The organism is Rhizobacter sp. P2_D12 (genome assembly GCF_056404395.1).
Map to the genome: position 1 here is coordinate 13,598 of NZ_JBFUEB010000024.1, position 17,867 is coordinate 31,464.

The window sequence follows — 17,867 nt, forward strand, 5'->3', positions numbered from 1 at the left end:
GGTTCAGAACCGCAGGCTGAGGTTGACCGCGAGCTGGCGGTCGTTGACCCAGGCGCCCTGCGGCCGGGTTTCGCTGCCGTAGTACGAGCGGCGCAGCGTGTTCAGCAGGTTGCCGCCCTCCAGCGTCAGCGTCACGCCGTTGCCGATGCGCCAGCCGAAGGACGCATCGACCCAGCCGTAGCCGTAGGTGTAGATCGGCATCGCGCCGAGGCCGACCACGCTGGTGGCGCCGCTGCGAAAGCGGCTGCGCCAGTTGTACGCGATGCGCGCGACGACCGGACCATGTTCGTACAGGCCGATCAGGTTGGCGCTGTGGCGCGACAGGTTCTGCAGGTCGGCCCCGGGGCCCAGGATGCGGTCGGGGGTCTTGCCGTCGACATAGGTGTAGTTGACCTGCAGGCCCAGGCCGCGCCAGGCGCCGGGCAGGAAGTCGAAGAAGCGCTGCCACGCGGTCTCGACGCCGCGGATGCGGCCCGAGTCGTTGTTGTAGGGGCGGCTCACGCTGTAGGTCTCGCCGTCGTGCACCTCGTCCTGCGCCAGCGTCGCGACGAAGCCGTTGACCTGTTTCCAGAACAGGGTCAGCGAGGCCGACCGGGCCGGCCCCGCGACGTGCTCGACCGCCATGTCGAGGTTGGTGGCGCGCACCGGCCGCAGCCCGGGGTTGCCGGCGCTGCCCTGGTTCAGCGCCGGGTTGACCGAGTTGCGCAACAGCGTCAAGGAGGGCGACAACTGGTCGAAATTGGGCCGCGTGATCGTGCGCGATGCCGTGGCCCGCAGCGTCAGCGCATCGTCGACGCGGTGGCGCAGGTTCACGCTGGGCAGCCAGTCGGTGTAGCCGCTGTCCAGCGCAATCGGCGCCGTGCTGCTGCCGCCCGGCACCGACTGCGTGCCGTCGACGGCCTCCCGCGTGTGCACCAGGCGCAACCCGGCGTTGCCGTCCAGCGCCTGGCCCGGCCCCTGGAAGCCCGCCATCACGTACAGCGCGTGGGTCTGCTCGCGGATGTGCCAGATGCTCAGCGGGTTGCCGGTCGACGGGATCGGCTGCGTGATGCCGAACGAATCGCGCAGGTCGGCCGCATTGCGCGCGCCGCTCAGGTCGCCGACCAGGTAGCTGCCGATGCTGTGGGCCTGCCCGGCCAGGAAGTTGCCGTAGGGGTTGGGCAGCACGCGGCCCGGCGTGTCGGCCGCGGTGACGCCGCTGAGCGGTGCATCGGCGAACACCAGGCCGGGCGCGTTGTCGGCGCGGCGCCGGGCGAAGCGCCAGCCCGCCGTCACGCGGTCGATCCAGCGGTCCGGCCGCAGCAGCTCGGCATCCAGCCGCAGGGCCCCCAGGTCGCCGGAGAACGGCAGCGTGCGGTACGCGATGCCGGTGTAGCGCAGGTTGGCCGGGTCCAGCAGGTCGGTGCCGCGCACCTGCGTGTCGGGCACGCGGCCCGACAGGTCGTGCGAGAACTGCGCCGCGGTGCCGGCGAAGAACGGGCCCGAGAAGAACAGCTCGTTGATGCTCTTCGTGTAGCTCGCATCGCCGCTGAAGGCCAGCGTCCCGTCGCTCCAGCGCCCGCCGGTGGCGAGCTGGCGCGTGCGGTCGACGGTGTCGCGCGCGAAGCTCAGCACCGAGAACGGCGCGTTGGTCCAGGTGATGGTGCGCACGTCGCTGGTGCCCGGAAACAGCGTCACGCTGCCCGACAGCACGCCGGTGCCGGCCGCGACGTTGATCTGCTGCGAGTCCTGCCGCGTGCGCAGCTGGGCATGGTGGGCCTCGGCGTACAGCTCCAGCTCGTCGCCGGGCCGCCACTGCAGCAGCAGGCTGGCGGCACTGCGGCGGCGCCGGCCGACGCTGGTCGTCTCCGAGGTGCCATTGGGCACGGTCACCTGCTGGCCGGGCACGATGTCGCTGCGCGAGAGCAGGTTGCCGGTGCCCTTCTGGTCTTCCCGCCACGAACGGTTCTGCAAGGCCAGGTTGACGAGTGCGCCGAACTCGCCGCCGCCTTCCAGCGGGACGCGCCGGCTGACCAGCGCCGAGAACTGGCCGGCCTCGCGGTCGACCAGGCTGCCGCGGATCAGCCGGGCCGACAGCACGTTCGCGCTGCCGGCGAAGTCGAACGGATGGCGGGTCCGCAGGTCGATGCTGCCACCAATGCCGCCTTCGATGCGCTCGGCCGACGACGACTTGTAGACGTCGATGCCGGCCACCGTCTCGGCCGCCAGGTCGGCGAAATCCAGCGTGCGGCCATTGCCGGCGGTGAACACCTCGCGGCCGTTCAGCGTGGTCTCGACCTGCGTCAGGCCGCGCACCGACACCACCGAGCCCTCGCCGCGGTCGCGCACGATCTGCACGCCGGTCACGCGCTGGACCGCTTCGCTGACGTTCAGGTCGGGCAGCTTGTGGATGTCGGCGGCGACCACCGCATCGAGGATGCCGGTGTTGTCGCGCTTGCGGACCTGGGCGGCGTCCGCGCTGGCGCGCGGCCCCACGACCACCACCGGATCGAGCCGGGTCTCGTCGGCGCCCCATGCCGGCAGCGCGCTGCCCAGCAGCGCCATCACTCCGCGCGACCAGCACCCTTTCGCCTGTTTCATGGAACGCAGACTCCGGCACGCTCGTGCCGCTGCCTATTCTGCGCCCGACCGGGTCAGACGCGATTCAGTGACAGCCCGGATGTGCTGCGCAGCCGCTCGATCAGGTGCGGCGCGATCTGCGTCAGCGGCAGCACCTCGTGGGCCGCGCCGGCGTTGATGGCCTCGCGCGGCATGCCGAACACCACGCAGCTGGCCTCGTCCTGCACCATGTTGTAGCTGCCGGCGTCGCGCAGCTCGCGCATCGCCTTGGCCCCGTCGGCGCCCATGCCGGTCAGCATGATGCCCAGCGCGTTCGGGCCGACCACGCGCGCGGCCGACTTGAACAGCACCTCGACCGACGGCTTGTGCCGGTTCACCGGCTCGCCGTCCTGCACGCGGGCGATGTAGTTGGCGCCGCTGCGCTCCACGCTCAGGTGCAGCCCGCCCGGCGCGATGTAGGCATGGCCGGGCAGCACGCGTTCGCCGTCCTGCGCTTCCTTCACGCGGATGCGGCACAGGCCGTCCAGCCGCGCGGCGTAGCTGCGCGTGAAGCCGGGCGGCATGTGCTGCGTGATCATCACCGCCGGGCAATCGGGCGGCAGATTGACCAGCACTTCCTTGGTGGCCTCGGTGCCGCCGGTGGAGGCGCCGATGAAGATGATCTTCTCGGTCGACAGGCGGCCGAGCGAGGTCATCGCCGGGCGCACCGGCGCGGCCGCGGCGGCGCCATCGGCCACCGGGTGTGCGGCCACGTGCAGCTTGCGGATGTGGGCCTTGGACGCGACGCGCACCTTGTCGGTGATGTCCTCGGCCAGCAGCTTCAGCCCGTCGGCCACGCCGATCTTCGGCTTGGCGACGAAGTCGACCGCGCCCAGCTCCAGCGCGCGCAGCGTGACGTCGGCGCCGCGCTCGGTCAGCGTCGACACCATCACCACCGGCATCGGGCGCAGGCGCATCAGCTTGCTGAGGAAGTCGATGCCGTCCATGCGGGGCATCTCGACGTCCAGCGTGATCACGTCCGGGTTCAGGTTGCGGATCATCTCGCGCGCCACCAGCGGGTCGCTGGCCGCGCCGATGCATTCCATGTCCGGCTGCCGGTTGATGATCTCGGTCAGCAGGCTGCGCACCAGCGCCGAATCGTCCACCACCACCACGCGTGTCTTTGCCATGTTCGTGCCTTGTTGTCTCGTCGCGCCGCGTCAGAACAGGTCCACCGAGCCGCCGCCGGTCGTTGCCGGCACGGCCTTCTGCGCGGCCACGCGGTCCTGCGCCACCAGCGCATCCACGTGGGCCGGCGCCAGCCGCTTGACCATCGCCTTGCCGCTGCCCGGCAGGAAGCAGACCTTGCGCGGGTAGATGTCCAGCACGTCCTTCGACACGATCGGGATGCGCTCGGTCTTCAGGTAGTCGATCACGAAGCTGGTGTTGCGTTCGCCGACGTTCATCGTGTTCATGCCGCTGATGACCTGGCCGCCGCCGAAGACCTTGGCCTCCATCGTCATCCGGTTCGCGCCGCGCTTCATCATCTCGTTGATCAGCAGTTCCATCGCGTACGAGCCGTAGCGGCCCGACTCGCCGGCGCCCTCGGGCAGCATGAAGTGGTTCATGCCGCCGACCTTGGCGTTGCGGTCCCACAGGCAGGCGGCGATGCAGGAACCGAGCGTCGTCATGATCAGCATGTCTTCGTCGTGCACGAAGTACTCGCCGGGCAGGATCTTGACCGCGTCGTTCTTGAAGTGGGCGTCGTAGAAGAAGAACGAGGCCTCGCCCGGCTTGCGGGGCTGGCCTTTCAGGCGCTCCAGGCGCGAGCCGGCCACGGGGGTAGAGGAGGTGATCAAGGCCATGGCTGTCCTATCGGCCGCTTCAGACCCGTTCGTAGACCGTCTTGCCGCGCAGGCGGAAGATGTCCTTCGAATCCGTGAAGTTTTCGGAATGGCCGACGAACAGCAGGCTGCCGGGCTTCATCACGCCGTGGATGCGCTCGAGCACCCGGCGCTGCGTCGGCGCATCGAAATAGATCATCACGTTGCGGCAGAACACGATGTCGAACGGCTCGCCGAGCGACCAGCGCGCGTCCATCAGGTTGTGCACGCGGAACTCGATCATGCGCGCCAGCTCGGGCTTGACGCGGATGAAGCCGCTGTTCTCGCCCTTGCCGCGCAGGAAGTGCGCGCGGTGGTGGGTGGCCGTGAGGCCGCGCGCGTCGGCCGGATAGACGCCGCGGCCGGCGGTGGCCAGCACGTTGGTGTCGATGTCGCTCGCGACGATGCGCGCCGCGCCGTGGCCGAGCGTCTCGGCACAGGTCATCGCGATCGAGTACGGCTCCTCGCCGGTCGATGCGGCGTTGCACCAGATGCGCAGCGGGTGCCCGGCGCGCGCCTTCAGGTCGGCGGCGAGGGCATGGAAATGGTGTTCCTCGCGGAAGAACGAGGTCAGGTTGGTGGTCAGGCAGTTGACGAACTCCTGCCATTCGCGGTCGGCGGCCGGGCCGCTGGCGCCTTCGAGCCACTGCAGGTAGCTCGCGAAGCCGCGCTGGCCGGTCTCGCGCAGCCGGCGCGACAGGCGGCTGTAGACCATGGCCTGCTTGCCGGCGTGCAGGCTGATGCCGGCGCGCTGGTAGATCAGCTGGCGCACGCGCTCGAAGTCGGCGGCCCCGAAGGCGAACTCCTGCTCGGCCATGCGTCCGTCGGCCTGGCGCAGGGCGGCGAGTTCGGCGGGGGACGCGGCAGCGCTCATGGGGGTCTCCAGCAATTGTTCGGAAGTTGTCGGGGCAAGCGGATTCCGATGCGGACCACCTTCCCCGGCTTATCGGCTGCCAGTCTGCTGGGCTTGAGCCTTCGCCAATCCCGGAGATGGGCGGCAATGACCTCGCATTTCCTTACTGTCGGACGAAGGCCCGCTGCTAGACTGAAATCAAATTGCCCGCGGGCTCGACGTGTCCACATCTCCAGCAGTACCAGCAACGCCCGATCCGAGCCAAGCGCCCAAGTTGCGCCTGGCGACGGCGCTGCAGCTGCTGGGCCAGTCGGGGCACACGCTGCCGGTGCTGGCCGAGGTGGGGCACACCGTGTGGCTGCAATCGTTGATCGACGCACTGTGCGACATGTCCAGCCGCGACGCGCTGACCGGCCTGTCCAACCGCCGCCAGTTCGAGCTGGCCCTGTCCCGCGAGATCGACCGTGTCGCCCGCGCCGGTGAGCCGGCGTTGATGCTGATGGTCGACATCGACCGCTTCAAGCTCGTCAACGACACCTACGGCCATGCGGCCGGCGACCTGGTGCTGAAGTCGGTGGCCGCCTCGCTGATGAGCTGCGTGCGGCCGATGGACACCGTGGCCCGTTTCGGTGGCGAAGAATTTGCGATCATCCTGCCCAACTGCCCGCCTGCCTTCGGCCATGTCGTGGCCGAGCGCGTGCGCAGCAAGGTCGAGCAGACGCCGGTGACGGTGGCGCGCGGCCAGTCTTTGTCGGTCACGATCAGCCTGGGCGGTGCGTTCGCGCCGCAGTGGGTGCGGTCGTCGGCCACCTTGTGGATCGAGCGCGCGGACCAGCAGCTGTACCGCGCCAAGAACGACGGCCGCAACCGCGCGAGCCTGGAGCAGCCCCCGGTGTCGCTGGTCAGCGCCGAGGAAAAAGGCATGCTCTTCGGCACGTCGCAGTTTCAGGACATCGAATAAGTGATGAGCACTCCAGAATCCACCCCCGTTGCAGCGCCGGCGCCGTCAGGGCACCGGGCACGCACGCTGGCCGTGACCAGCGGCAAGGGCGGCGTGGGCAAGACCTTCGTGTCGGCCAACCTGGCGGCGGCGCTGGCACGCCGCGGCGAACGGGTGCTGGTGCTGGACGCCGACCTCGGCCTGGCCAACCTCGACGTGGTGCTGAACCTGTTCCCGAAGATCACGCTGCACGACGTGTTCACCGGCAAGGCGAAGCTGGAGGACGCAATCCTGCTGGCGCCCGGCGGTTTCTCGGTGCTGCTGGCCGGTTCGGGGTTGGTGGAGTATTCGCGCCTGACGGCCGAGATCCGCGAGCAGCTGCTGAAGATCATCGAGACCGTCGCGCCGCGCTATGACTGCATCCTGCTGGACACCGGCGCCGGCATCTCCGACGTGGTGCTGTTCGCTGTGTCGCTGGCCGACGACGTGCTGGTGGTCGCGACGCCCGAACCGACCTCGCTGACCGATGCCTACGCGACCATCAAGGTGCTCGCGACGCAGCAGCAGCGCACGAAGATCTCGCTGGTGGTCAACCAGGTCAACCGGACCGGCGAAGGCCGGGTGATCCGCGGCCAGTTGCAGCAGGTGGTGGACAAGTTCGTCGCGCCGCAGCTGGTCGGGCCGGATCCATCGCTGAAGCTCGACCTGCTGGGCGAGATCCCGGTGGATCCGTCGGTGCGCGAGGCGGTGCAGAAGCGCCAGCTGCTGCTCGAATCGCTGCCGGGCAGCGAAGCCGCGAAAGCGATCGTCGCGATCGCCTCCAAGCTGGCCGCGCCGTGAGCGACACCGCACCGGCATCCAAGCCTGCCACGCCGTTCGAATGGGTCGGCGGCGAGGGCGTCGTGCGCGCGCTCGTCGACCGCTTCTACGACCTGATGGACCTGGAGCCCGGCTATGCCGCGCTGCGGGCCGCGCACGGCAGCAGCCTGGAATCCGCGCGCGACAAGCTGTTCTGGTTCCTGTGCGGCTGGCTCGGAGGGCCGGCGTATTACACCGACCGCTTCGGCCACCCGATGCTGCGGGCGCGCCACCTGCCGTTCTCGATCGGCATCCTGGAGCGCGACCAGTGGCTCGCCTGCATGCACCAGGCGATGCAGGAGACCGAGCTGGACCCGGCCCTGATCAAGCGGCTGCGCGAATCCTTCTTCCAGACCGCGGACTGGATGCGCAACAAGGGCGCGTAGCCCGGATGCCAATCCGGGGCGGCCGTGCCCTTGCTGCGAACCCGGATTGGCATCCGGGCTACGGCCTTATCGGCCCTGGTTCAGGCGCGTCGAGTTCAAGCCGTCCGACAGCACCAGCTCGTAGCTGCCGCCGGCCGGCAGTTCAGCCGTCGACAGCGTCGCATTGCCGCCGCGCAGGTCTTGCGCCAGGTTGCGGCGCTGGCCGGTCCCGACCCAGGTGACGGTCAGGAACGGGTGGCGTGCCGCATCCCAGGTCAGCTTCAGCGTGCCGCCCGACTCCTGTGCCTGCACCTGCGGCGTCGCCGACTGGGCCCGCTCGTTGGTGCTTGCCGCCTTGGCCTGGGTGTTCAGCAGCGTCTTGCCATCCTGCAGGATGGTGATGCTCTGGATCGTGCCCGGGTTCGGGATCGTGAAGCCGAAGTGCTGCAGCGCGCTGTTGTGGTCCAGCTGGCGCGGCGTGAACGGGTAGTCCACGGTGCCGCTCGCGCTGACGATGCGCAAGGTGTACGGACCGGCCTCGGGCAGCGCGGCGCGGCCGACCAGCGACTTCACCGGGTTCAGCTCGGCGCCCGTGGCGCCGATCTCGCCGCTGATCAGCAGCAGGTCCTGCGTGGCCGGCGTCACCGACTGGGCGTTCTCCAGCGCCATCGCCTTGTCCGACGGCGTCAGGTAGACCTGCATCTTGCGGTAGTTGTAGTCGGAGAAGACCTGGCCGCCGCAGTAGCTCATGATGTCGTGGCGGTCGGTCGGGCGCGGGTCGTAGAAGCTGTTGCTGTCGGCGAGGAACGGCCAGATGTAGCGGCCCGGCTTGCCGAGGTTGGCATCGGGGTAGGGGTAGGCCGGGTCCGGGCTGCCGGCGCCGCCGCAGGCCGCGTGCGGCAGCGAGAAGTTGTGGCCCATCTCGTGCGCCACCACGTCGCGCACGGTGACCGGCTGGTCGGGCATGTCGAAGCCGACGCCCGAGTTGCCGCTCAGGTAGGCGAGGCCGGCCAGGCCCCAGGTGCGCTTCGGGATGAAGCCGAAATAGTGGTCGTGCTTGGCCGCGCCTTCGATCGAATGCAGGTCGGCCAGCTCGCCGAGGATCTTGCCGAACGCGTCGCTCCAGCCCGAATCGGTGGTCGGCAGCGTGGTCACGCGGCTCGACACGTAGGTGGCGTGCGATTGCACCGTCACGGCCGACACCGGGAACAGCGCCTGCAGGTGCGCGCCCTGGCTGGCCGGCAGCTTGCCGGCCACGCCGGCGATCTGCACCGAGATCGGGATGAACTTCATCGGCGTGCCGCCGCCGACGCGCGGCGTGATCGTCTTGCCGGCACTGGTGCCGACCAGCGCGGTCAGCTTCAGGCCGGGCTTGACCAGCTCGGCCGGCACGGTGGCGGTGTACGAATCGGCGAAGCTGGGCACCGCGGACACGGTGGCCGGCAGCGCGCCGGTGGGCGCCGTCAGCAGGATGTCGCGGGTGGCACCGCCATTGGTGTTCTCGACGCGCAGCGTGCCGTTCGGCTTGGTGCCGCCGGTTGCGGCGCTGGTGACGTTGACCTTGACCAGCGCGGCCTTGCCGTTGACGAGCACCAGCGCGCTGTCGTCGCTGTTGAACAGCAGCGATTGCGCGACCTGGATGCCGGCGACGGCCGACGGCGTGCCGGGGTCGGTCGGCGGCGTGGTGGTCGTGGGCGCAGTGACCTTCAGCGACGACGCGGCGTCGTTGAAGCCGGCGCCGACGAGGTTGGCGTTGTCGGCCGTCAGCGTGATCGAACGGCCGCCGTAGTTGATGTGCTCGAACAGCTGGACCTTGTAGCCCGCCTTCACCTTCACCGACGAGATGCGGTCGTTCCAGGACGAGCCGACCCAGGCCGACGAGGTCGTGCCGCAGAAGCTCTGCCCCTGGTAGTTGATGTGCTCGTAGAAGCAGACGTCGGTGGCGGCCGCGGCAGCCGTGGCCGCCTGCGCATCGGCACCGGCGGTGTCGTCGCTGCCTTGCTGCTGGCCGCCGCCGCAGGCGGCAAGCAGCACGGTCACCGAAGCGAGCGGCACCATCAGGCGGCGCACGGACACGTCGAGACCTCGGGGTTGTCTGTGGTTTCGGGACATGGTCTACCTCTCCTTGGGAATGTGTTGTCCCCGAAACCGTGCAAAAGTCATACCGAACTCCACTTGAAACCATCGGTTCAACCGACTTGACACGCCTGTTTTGACAGCGCTTTCAAGCTGTTCCCCGGTACGCGGCGGACGAATGGCAACGGGCTAGCAACCCGGGTCCGGATCCGCCAGCCCATGGGTTAGGGGGGTGGCAACTGTTGCGTTGCTTACGAGCCGACGCGCAAGCGACAAGCTTCGATAGATCCTGACGCGCGACGACGTATTCGATTGGTTACCGAATGGCGCGCAACAGCACGATCACGGCGCCGTGGCCGCCTTCGTCGCCGCGCGCCTGCACGAAGGCCAGCACGTCGGCCTTCTGCACCAGCCAGCTGCGCACCTTGCCCTTGAGCACCGGCTGGCGGCCGGGCGAGCCGTTGCCCTTGCCATGCACGACGCGCACGCAGCGCAGGCCGTGCTGCACCGCGTCGTGGACGAAGGCGGTGAGCTTCTCGCGCGCTTCGTCGCGGCGCATGCCGTGCAGGTCGATCTCGCCCTGGATGGCCCAGCCGCCGCGGCGCAGCTTGCGCAGCACGTCGATGCCGATCTCGGGGCGGCGGTACGACAGCTGGTCGTCGGTCTCGAGCAGCGATTCGACGTCGAACTCGTCCGAGATGGTGGAGCGCAGTGCCGCCTGTTCGTCGAGCTGGCGCTGCAGCGGTTCGGGCGGCGGCGGCGTGGGCACCGCGTGGCGGCGGCCGCTGGGCGCCACGGCCTGCACGCGGCCGACGCTCGTGGAGAACAGGTTGTGTTCGCGCAGCCGGCGGGCTTCTTCCTCGCGTTGCCGGGCTTCGCGCTCGGCGGCCTCGCGCTGCGCACGCTGCAGCGCGGCGCGCAGGTCGCCCAGGTCCTGCAGGCTGCGCAGTGTCACAGCAGGCCCCGCTCCGCGAACGACACCACGTCGGTGTCGCCGACCACCAGGTGGTCGAGCACGCGCACGTCGACCAACGCGAGCGCGGCCTTCAGCGTCTGCGTCAGCGCCTGGTCGGAGCGCGACGGCTGCGGCGAGCCCGACGGGTGGTTGTGCGCCAGGATCACGCCGGCGGCGTGCAGCTCGAGCGCGCGCTTGACGATCTCGCGCGGGTAGACGCTCGCCTGCGTCAGCGAGCCGCGGAACATCTCTTCCATGCGCACCAGCCGGCCCTGCGCGTCGATGAACAGCACCGCGAACACCTCGTGGCCGAGGCCGCCCAGCTGCAGTCGCAGGTAGTCCTTCACGGTGGTCACCGAATCGAGCAGCGGCCGCTCGGCCATCTGCTGGCCGAGCGAGCGGCGGGCCAGTTCGAGCACGGCGCTCACCTGCGCGCGCTTGGCCGGGCCCAGGCCCTTGATGCGCGTCAGCTCGTTCGGGTCGGCGCGCAGCAGGCCGGTGAGGCCGCCGAAATCGTCGAGCAGGCGCTGCGCCAGGCTCAGCACCGAGGCGCCCTTGACGCCGGTGCGCAGCAGCAGCGCGACCAGTTCGGCATCGGCCAATGCCTGCGGGCCGCGCGCCAGCAGTTTTTCGCGCGGACGGGTGTGGACGGGCAGGTCTTTGAGCAGCATGGGCATGTCGGGCGACCGGGGCGGGGCGCCGCACCTAAAATTGCGTCCAGTCTATCGAACCAGGATTTGTCTTGACCCACGTTCAACAGGGATCGTTCCTGACCCTGCACTACCGCCTCGCCGGCCCCGACGGGGTCGACATCATCAACACCTTCGCCGACAAGCCGGCCACGCTGTCGCTCGGCAGCGGCGAGCTGTCGCCGGCGATGGAGGCGCGGCTGATGGGGCTGGCCGAGGGCACGCGCACCTCGTTCGAGCTGGCCGCGGGCGAGGCTTTCGGCGAACGCAACCCCGAGATGCTGCAGCGCGTGAAGCTGGCGCTGCTGCACGAGCTGGGCGATCCGGACGAGGAATATCACGCGGGCGACGTGGTGCAGTTCCCGACGCCGGACGGCCAGGCTTCGTATGCGGGCGTGGTGCGCGAGGTGGGCAGCGACTGGCTGCTGTTCGACTTCAACCACCCGCTGGCGGGCCAGCCGGTGACGTTCGAAGTGCAACTGATCGGGGTGCTGTGATGGCTGAACAACACACGCTGGACGAGGTGCTGCTGGCCGAGCCGCGCGGCTTCTGCGCCGGGGTCGACCGGGCGATCGAGATCGTCGAGCGGGCGCTGAAGAAGTTCGGCGCGCCGATCTACGTGCGCCACGAGATCGTGCACAACACCTACGTCGTCAACGACCTGAAGGCCAAGGGCGCGATCTTCATCGAGGAGCTGGCCGACGTGCCGCCCGGGGCGACGCTGGTGTTCAGCGCGCACGGCGTGTCGCAGGCGGTGCGCAAGGAGGCGGCACAGCGCGGCTTCAGCGTCTTCGACGCGACCTGCCCGCTGGTGACCAAGGTGCACGTCGAGGTGGCCAAGCTGCACAAGGAAGGCTACGACTTCATCATGATCGGCCACAAGGGGCACCCCGAGGTCGAGGGCACGATGGGGCAGCTGAACGAAGGCATCTACCTGGTCGAGGACGTGGCCGACGTCGAGCGGGTGCAGGTGGCGCAGGCCGAGCGGCTGGCGGTGGTGACGCAGACCACGCTGTCGGTGGACGACGCGGCCGAGATCCTGGCGGCGGTGAAGCGGCGCTTCCCGGCGGTGCGCGAGCCCAAGCAGCAGGACATCTGCTACGCGACGCAGAACCGGCAGGATGCGATCAAGGTGCTGGCGCCGCAGGTCGACGTGCTGATCGTCGTGGGCAGCCCGACCAGCTCGAACAGCAACCGGCTGCGCGAACTGGGCGAGCGCCTGGGCGCCGATGCGTACATGGTCGACCAGCCCGCAGACCTGAAGGCCGAATGGTTCGAGGGCAAGCGCCGCGTCGGCCTGACCGCGGGGGCTTCGGCGCCGGACATCCTGGTGCAGCAGGTCATCGAGCGGCTGCGCATGCTGGGCGCGGTGTCGGTGCGCAAGATGCCCGGCGTGGTCGAGACCACGCACTTCCCGCTGCCCAAGGGCCTGGGCGACAAGTCCATGGCCGAGGCCTGATCCCTTTTCCTTACCCAGAGAGTCCCATGCTCGACATCACCCTGCTGCGCAAAGACCTGGCCAGCGTCGTCGCCTTGCTCGAGAAGCGCAAGTCGCCCCAACCGTACCTGGACGTCGCGCAATTCCAGTCGCTCGAGAGCGAGCGCAAGACGCTGCAGACCCGCACCGAAGACCTGCAGGCCCAGCGCAACAGCCTGTCGAAGCAGATCGGCCAGCTCAAGGGCAAGGGCGGGGACACGTCGGCGCTGATGGCCGAGGTGGCGGGCCTGGCCGACGAGCTGAAGGCCTCGGGCGAGCGGCTGGAGGCGATCCAGGCCGAGCTGTCGGCGATGCTGATGAGCGTGCCCAACCTGCCGCACGAGAGCGTGCCGCCGGGCGCCGACGAATCGGCCAACCTGGAGGTGCGGCGCTGGGGCTCGCCGCGCAGCTTCGACTTCAGCGTGAAGGACCACGTGGACGTCGGCGCGCCGCTGGGGCTGGATTTCGACACCGGTGCCAAGCTGTCGGGTTCGCGCTTCACCTTCCTGCGCGGGCCGATCGCGCGGCTGCACCGGGCACTGGCGCAGTTCATGCTGGACGTGCAGACGCAGGAGCACGGCTACACCGAGTGCTACACGCCGTACATCGTCAACCGCGAGGTGCTCGAAGGCACGGGGCAACTGCCGAAGTTCAAGGACGACATGTTCTGGGTGAGCCGCGGCGGCGACGAGACGCAGGCCGAGCAGTACCTGATCTCGACCTCGGAGATCTCGCTGACGAACAGCGTGCGCGAGCAGGTGCTGGCCGAGGCCGTGCTGCCGATCAAGCTGACGGCGCACAGCCCGTGCTTCCGCTCGGAGGCCGGCAGTGCCGGGCGCGACACGCGCGGCATGATCCGCCAGCACCAGTTCGACAAGGTCGAGATGGTGCAGATCACGCACCCGGAGAAGAGCTACCAGGCGCTGGAAGAGATGGTGGGGCATGCCGAGGCGGTGCTGAAGAAGCTGGACCTGCCGTACCGCGTGGTGGCGCTGTGCGGCGGCGATCTGGGCTTCGGCTCGACCAAGACCTACGACCTGGAGGTGTGGCTGCCGGCGCAGAACACCTACCGCGAGATCAGCTCGTGCTCGAACTGCGAGGCCTTCCAGGCGCGGCGCATGCCGGCGCGCTTCAAGAACGCGCAGGGCAAGAACGAGCTGGTGCACACGCTGAACGGCTCGGGCCTGGCGGTGGGCCGCACGCTGGTGGCGGTGCTGGAGAACCACCAGAACGCGGACGGCTCGGTGAGCATCCCCGAGGCGCTGCAGCCCTACCTGGGCGGGCAGGCCGTGCTGAAAGCCTGAGGGAGGGTCCGAACGGGACGGTTTCCTGGGCTAGAATGCTCGACTCGGCCCAAAAGACCCGCCGAAGCCCCAGTTTCAGGAGAGGTGGCAGAGTGGTCGAATGTACCTGACTCGAAATCAGGCGTACCGCAAGGTACCGTGGGTTCGAATCCCACCCTCTCCGCCAAGTTGAAGAAGCCCCCGATCGATCCGGTCTGGGGCTTTTTTCATGGGGCCTACGCCATGTGCTCGATGTCCGTCGGCATCGAGACCCAGGAGTGCATGCGCTCCTCGTAGACCGAGAAGCTCGGGCCTGGGAACGTCGGATCGGCGAAAGCTCCCACCGGGATGGCGATGAGGTCGTCCTGGCCCTGCATCGTGTAGTAGACAGTGGCGCCGCACCCGGGGCAGAAGCGGAACCTGGCCGCGCTTCCTTCATCGCCGACGCGAACGAATTCGGTGCTGCGCCCGGAGAGGCTGACCGAATCGGCACGGAAGCGCGCCTGGGCGGCGAAGACACTGCCGGTTCGCTTTTGGCAGGCGAGACAGTGACAGACGGAGACCCGGATCGGATCCGACGTGACGACGGCCTGCAACTGGCCGCAACTGCAGGAAGCGGTTCGGGTGCTCATGGGTCAGGCCTCKGGTGCGTGGCAAACCGCTTCGATGTTGTGTCCGTCCGGACCGATGACGAAGGCGGCGTAGTAGTTCGCGTGGTAGTGCGGGCGCAGGCCCGGCGCACCATTGTCCTTGCCCCCGGCCTCCAGGGCCGCGCGATGGAACGCATCGACCTGCCGGCGGCTCTCGGCCGCGAACGCCACGTGAAGATGCGCCGGCTTCTCGTCGGTCTGGAACAGGCACAGCGAAGCAATGCTCTTCGGGCTGACCAGCTCGACGCCGTAGGTCGGCACGCCCTCGGAGGCAACCGCTACGCCGAGCGGTTCGAGCGCCTTGACGAAGAATGCCTTGCTCGCTGCATAGTCGCTGACTCCGAACTTGACGTGGTCAAACATGAACTCTCCTGAAATGGGTGTGGCCTGTCGTCGTCGGCAAGGCTACTACGCCGTGGGCACCGTTGCCGGCCTCGCGAACCGCAGGGCGAGCACGAGGGGCACCATGGCCGCGTACGCGACAAGGGCCGACAGCCAGATCGCGCCGGGCCAGTGCGCCCGGACGGCGAAGTAGAAGCTCGAGAACGCCAGCGGGCAGATGACCGAGGCCAGGCTCACGGCCGATGCGAGCACGCCCTGGAACTGGCCCTGCTCGCTCGCGTCGACCTGCCGCGTCGCCAGCGACTGCAGGGCCGGCGCGCCGATGCCGCCGAGGGCGAACACCGGCATGATCGCGAAGATCATCCAGCCCTGGGTGGCGAAGGCCATGGCGAGCAGCGCAATGCAGGCGCTGGCGATGCCGGTCAGCACGGTCGCGCGCTCGCCGAGCAGCTTCACGGCAGGCCCGGGAAGAAAGGCCTGGGCCAGCGCCTGGCAGACACCGTAGCTGCCGAGCGACAGGCCGATCCACAGCCCGTTCCAGTGGAAGGTGTCGCTGCCCCAGAGCGCCCAGCAGGTGCCATAGACCTCGCCGGCGGCACTGAAGATGAAGAAGACGAGGGTGATGGGCAGCAGGCTCTTCGCTCGGAACACCCAGCGCAGCGGCCGCAGGGGGTTCAGCGCCGCCAGGTCGATCTTCTCGCGGGTCGGCTCGCGTGACTCCGGCAGCATGAAGAACGCCAGCAGCAGGTTGCAGCCGTTCAACACGGCCGCCGCGGCAAAGGGCAGCCTCAGCCCGTGGTCGCCGAGCGCACCGCCGAGGACGGGTCCGACGATGAAGCCGATGCCGAACATCGCGTTCAAGAGGCCGAAGCGGCGGGCGCGCTTGTCCTCGGGCGACATGTCGGTGATGCAGGCGGCCGCCACCGAGGTGTTGGCACTCGTCAGCCCGGCAATGGCGCGGCCGAGCAGCAGCATCCACAGATCCGACGCAAGCGCGAGGAACAGGTAGTTGACGGCCGCACCGGCGAGCGAGACAAGCAGCACCGGGCGCCTGCCGAGCCGGTCGCTCAGCGCGCCGAGCACCGGCGCGAAGACGAACTGCAGCGCCGCGTACAGGGCCATCGTCAGGCCCAGGTAGGGCGCCACGTTGTCGGCGTGCGTGACGTCGCGCAGCAGCGCAGGCAGGATCGGAAAGATGAGACCGATGCCGACGGCATCCAGGACGATGGTGGTGAAGATGACGACGAGCGGGCGATTCATGGGGTGTATTCGATCAAAACTTGTACCAAGTACATAAATTGTACTCGGTACAATGAGCGCATGTCAATGCCTGCCGACCGCCGCTCCCGCAAGCGCCTCGCCACGCGTCAAAGCATCTCGGACGCCGCCACGCGGCTGTTCTGGGAACGCGGCTTCGATCGGGTGACGGTGGACGAGATCGCCGCTGCCGCCGACGTGGGGCGGATGACGGTGTTCAACCATTTCCCCCGCAAGGAGGACCTGTTCTTCGACCGCGAGGAAGAGGGCCGCGAGACCTTGCGCGAGGCCTTGYGGCAGCGCGATCCCGGCGTCTCGCCGGTCGAGGCCTTGCGCCTGCTGGCGCATCGGCTGGTGGCGCAACGCAGCCCGTACCTGAGCTTCACGCCGGCCGGTCAGAGCTTCCTCGACACGATCGCGGGCAGCGAAACCCTGAAGGCGCGGGCCCGGGCGATACGCGACGAGCTTGCCGATGTCGTGACGCTGGCGCTGGCCGAATGCGCAGGGCGGGACGCTGCCGATCCCGACGCCCATCTCGCGGCGAACCTGCTGCTGGCCACGTGGACCGTGGCCTTCATCCAGGCGCATCGGGTCTTTCGGCAAAGCCAGGAAGTCGAGCAGGCGAAGGCCAGCTTTCTGGCGAGCGTCGAGCAGGGGACCGTGGGCGTCAAAGCAGCCATGGCGGGCACGCCTTACGCGTGAGCCCGATGCGATGCGGTCAGTCGATGGCACCGACACGGCTGCCGGTCATGGGATGGACTCCCGTCCGAGACGGTGCCGGCCCCTCGCCTCCTTGTCAGCCAGCTGCGACAGCATCTCGTCGCGAACGACGTCCGTGATGTGGTTGCGCTGGCCCTTCTCCAACAGGCCGAGCCGGCGGGCCATCGGGCGCCCGGGGAGTTGCAGCACGCGCAGCGCGGGGTCGTTCTCCCAGTTGAAGTTCTTCAGCAGCGGCGCGACGGTGAAGCCGACGTTCCTGCGCACCAGCTCGGCAATGGCCAGCAGCGAATTCAGTTCCAGCAGTTCCCGGGGCACCAGGTGAAGCCGCCGCAGCAGGCGGTCGACGCGCGCGCCCGTTTGCGTGCGCCGATCGAATCGAATGAACCGATGGTTCGCGAACAGGCTCGCGATGCTGGTGTCGGGGGTGGCAATGCTCGAATGGGCGATGACCGAGAGCGGCTCCTCGTAGCAGAACGTCCACGTCAGGCCGTGCGCCTGGGGCCACTTGTTCTCGACGACCACCGCCGCATCGAGCTCTCCGCTCTTCACGTCCTGCACGAGCTGGGTTTGCTCGCGCACCCGCAGCACGATCTCGAGGCCGGGATGCAGAAGCTTCAGGTCGGCCAGCGTGCTGGACAGCAGGCCCACGGCCGTGATCACCGAGCCGAGCTTGATGCTGCCGGCCACCTGCCGCTGGTCCTGCAGGTCGCGCCGCATCGATTCGTACTGCGCCAGCAACTGCTCGGCGCGCGGCAGCAACAGGTGGCCGGCGGGGCTCAGCACCATGTTGCGGCCGGTCTTCTCGAACAGCTTGCGCTTCATCTCGGCCTCGAGCGCACGCATCTGCTGGCCCACGGCCGCCTGGGTGAGCGCCATGCGGTCGGCTGCCGCGGTGAACGAGCCGCCGCGGGCCGCCGCGACGAAGGTCTGGAGCAGGCGCAGGGTGCTCATCCGGAATGCTGAAGAGATTCTTTATGGATC

The 17,867-nt window shown here is 68.9% G+C and carries 18 protein-coding genes and 1 tRNA gene; 8 read left to right on the top strand and 11 right to left on the bottom strand.

Going from position 1 to position 17,867, the window contains the following annotated elements:
* Window positions 1-3: 3 nt before the first annotated feature.
* The 4 genes from AC1DYN_RS10600 to AC1DYN_RS10615 are packed head-to-tail and all read right to left on the bottom strand — an operon-like array spanning window position 4 to window position 5,295.
* Complete coding sequence (locus AC1DYN_RS10600) at window positions 4-2,580, bottom strand: TonB-dependent receptor (protein ID WP_477959124.1); 2,577 nt, start codon at window positions 2,578-2,580, stop codon at window positions 4-6.
* Between the two features lie 53 nt (window positions 2,581-2,633).
* The gene (locus tag AC1DYN_RS10605; protein ID WP_477959126.1) at window positions 2,634-3,728 is read right to left on the bottom strand and encodes a protein-glutamate methylesterase/protein-glutamine glutaminase; all 1,095 of its coding nucleotides are present in this window, start codon (window positions 3,726-3,728) and stop codon (window positions 2,634-2,636) included.
* A gap of 30 nt (window positions 3,729-3,758) precedes the next feature.
* Window positions 3,759-4,403 carry a chemoreceptor glutamine deamidase CheD gene (cheD, locus tag AC1DYN_RS10610; RefSeq protein ID WP_477959128.1) on the bottom strand — a complete coding sequence of 215 codons (645 nt, stop codon included), beginning with the start codon at window positions 4,401-4,403 and terminating at the stop codon, window positions 3,759-3,761.
* Between the two features lie 19 nt (window positions 4,404-4,422).
* On the bottom strand, window positions 4,423-5,295 hold the full coding sequence (locus AC1DYN_RS10615; protein WP_477959130.1) for a CheR family methyltransferase: 873 nt from the start codon (window positions 5,293-5,295) through the stop codon (window positions 4,423-4,425).
* Window positions 5,296-5,548: 253 nt separating this feature from the next.
* On the opposite strand from AC1DYN_RS10615, the gene AC1DYN_RS10620 reads away from it, so the two are divergent.
* From AC1DYN_RS10620 to AC1DYN_RS10630, 3 genes are read left to right on the top strand one after another with little or no spacing between them, the layout of a single operon-like run.
* Complete coding sequence (locus tag AC1DYN_RS10620; protein WP_477959132.1) at window positions 5,549-6,235, top strand: GGDEF domain-containing protein; 687 nt, start codon at window positions 5,549-5,551, stop codon at window positions 6,233-6,235.
* A 3-nt stretch (window positions 6,236-6,238) separates the two neighbouring features.
* Window positions 6,239-7,054 carry a MinD/ParA family protein gene (locus tag AC1DYN_RS10625; RefSeq protein WP_477959134.1) on the top strand — a complete coding sequence of 272 codons (816 nt, stop codon included), beginning with the start codon at window positions 6,239-6,241 and terminating at the stop codon, window positions 7,052-7,054.
* Window positions 7,051-7,458 (top strand): group II truncated hemoglobin, encoded by a 408-nt coding sequence (locus AC1DYN_RS10630; RefSeq protein ID WP_477959136.1) that lies wholly within the window; start codon window positions 7,051-7,053, stop codon window positions 7,456-7,458. Before AC1DYN_RS10625 ends, AC1DYN_RS10630 begins: the two co-directional genes overlap by 4 nt.
* 66 nt (window positions 7,459-7,524) lie before the next feature.
* On the opposite strand, the gene AC1DYN_RS10635 is transcribed toward AC1DYN_RS10630, so the two are convergent.
* From AC1DYN_RS10635 to radC, 3 genes are all read right to left on the bottom strand, one after another.
* Window positions 7,525-9,513, bottom strand: a complete 1,989-nt coding sequence (locus tag AC1DYN_RS10635; protein WP_477959137.1) for a peptidase inhibitor family I36 protein — start codon at window positions 9,511-9,513, stop codon at window positions 7,525-7,527.
* Between the two features lie 316 nt (window positions 9,514-9,829).
* Window positions 9,830-10,468, bottom strand: a complete 639-nt coding sequence (locus AC1DYN_RS10640; protein WP_477959139.1) for a Smr/MutS family protein — start codon at window positions 10,466-10,468, stop codon at window positions 9,830-9,832.
* A complete protein-coding gene (radC, locus tag AC1DYN_RS10645) occupies window positions 10,465-11,139 on the bottom strand; it encodes a RadC family protein (protein WP_477959222.1) in 675 nt (224 codons plus the stop codon). The genes AC1DYN_RS10640 and radC overlap by 4 nt, the downstream gene beginning before the upstream one ends.
* A 71-nt stretch (window positions 11,140-11,210) precedes the next feature.
* On the opposite strand from radC, the gene AC1DYN_RS10650 reads away from it, so the two are divergent.
* The 4 genes from AC1DYN_RS10650 to AC1DYN_RS10665 all read left to right on the top strand — a co-directional run bounded on the left by AC1DYN_RS10650 (window position 11,211) and on the right by AC1DYN_RS10665 (window position 14,104).
* On the top strand, window positions 11,211-11,654 hold the full coding sequence (locus tag AC1DYN_RS10650; protein WP_477959141.1) for an FKBP-type peptidyl-prolyl cis-trans isomerase: 444 nt from the start codon (window positions 11,211-11,213) through the stop codon (window positions 11,652-11,654).
* Complete coding sequence (gene ispH, locus AC1DYN_RS10655) at window positions 11,654-12,616, top strand: 4-hydroxy-3-methylbut-2-enyl diphosphate reductase (protein WP_477959142.1); 963 nt, start codon at window positions 11,654-11,656, stop codon at window positions 12,614-12,616. Before AC1DYN_RS10650 ends, ispH begins: the two co-directional genes overlap by 1 nt.
* A gap of 26 nt (window positions 12,617-12,642) precedes the next feature.
* The gene (gene serS / locus AC1DYN_RS10660) at window positions 12,643-13,938 is read left to right on the top strand and encodes a serine--tRNA ligase (protein WP_477959145.1); all 1,296 of its coding nucleotides are present in this window, start codon (window positions 12,643-12,645) and stop codon (window positions 13,936-13,938) included.
* A gap of 78 nt (window positions 13,939-14,016) precedes the next feature.
* Window positions 14,017-14,104: transfer RNA gene (locus AC1DYN_RS10665), tRNA-Ser, on the top strand.
* 49 nt (window positions 14,105-14,153) lie between these two features.
* Here the strand turns inward: AC1DYN_RS10665 and AC1DYN_RS10670 are convergent.
* From AC1DYN_RS10670 to AC1DYN_RS10680, 3 genes are read right to left on the bottom strand one after another with little or no spacing between them, the layout of a single operon-like run.
* The gene (locus tag AC1DYN_RS10670; protein ID WP_477959146.1) at window positions 14,154-14,549 is read right to left on the bottom strand and encodes a GFA family protein; all 396 of its coding nucleotides are present in this window, start codon (window positions 14,547-14,549) and stop codon (window positions 14,154-14,156) included.
* A 3-nt stretch (window positions 14,550-14,552) separates the two neighbouring features.
* Window positions 14,553-14,930 carry a VOC family protein gene (locus AC1DYN_RS10675; RefSeq protein WP_477959149.1) on the bottom strand — a complete coding sequence of 126 codons (378 nt, stop codon included), beginning with the start codon at window positions 14,928-14,930 and terminating at the stop codon, window positions 14,553-14,555.
* A 45-nt stretch (window positions 14,931-14,975) separates the two neighbouring features.
* Window positions 14,976-16,169 carry a TCR/Tet family MFS transporter gene (locus tag AC1DYN_RS10680; RefSeq protein WP_477959151.1) on the bottom strand — a complete coding sequence of 398 codons (1,194 nt, stop codon included), beginning with the start codon at window positions 16,167-16,169 and terminating at the stop codon, window positions 14,976-14,978.
* Between the two features lie 66 nt (window positions 16,170-16,235).
* Here AC1DYN_RS10680 and AC1DYN_RS10685 point away from each other — a divergent pair, with 66 nt between their 5' ends.
* Window positions 16,236-16,868: a TetR/AcrR family transcriptional regulator gene (locus tag AC1DYN_RS10685; RefSeq protein ID WP_477959153.1), complete on the top strand. Its 633-nt coding sequence runs from the start codon at window positions 16,236-16,238 to the stop codon at window positions 16,866-16,868.
* 45 nt (window positions 16,869-16,913) lie between these two features.
* On the opposite strand, the gene AC1DYN_RS10690 is transcribed toward AC1DYN_RS10685, so the two are convergent.
* Window positions 16,914-17,837, bottom strand: a complete 924-nt coding sequence (locus AC1DYN_RS10690) for a LysR family transcriptional regulator (RefSeq protein WP_477959155.1) — start codon at window positions 17,835-17,837, stop codon at window positions 16,914-16,916.
* Window positions 17,838-17,867: the final 30 nt, after the last annotated feature.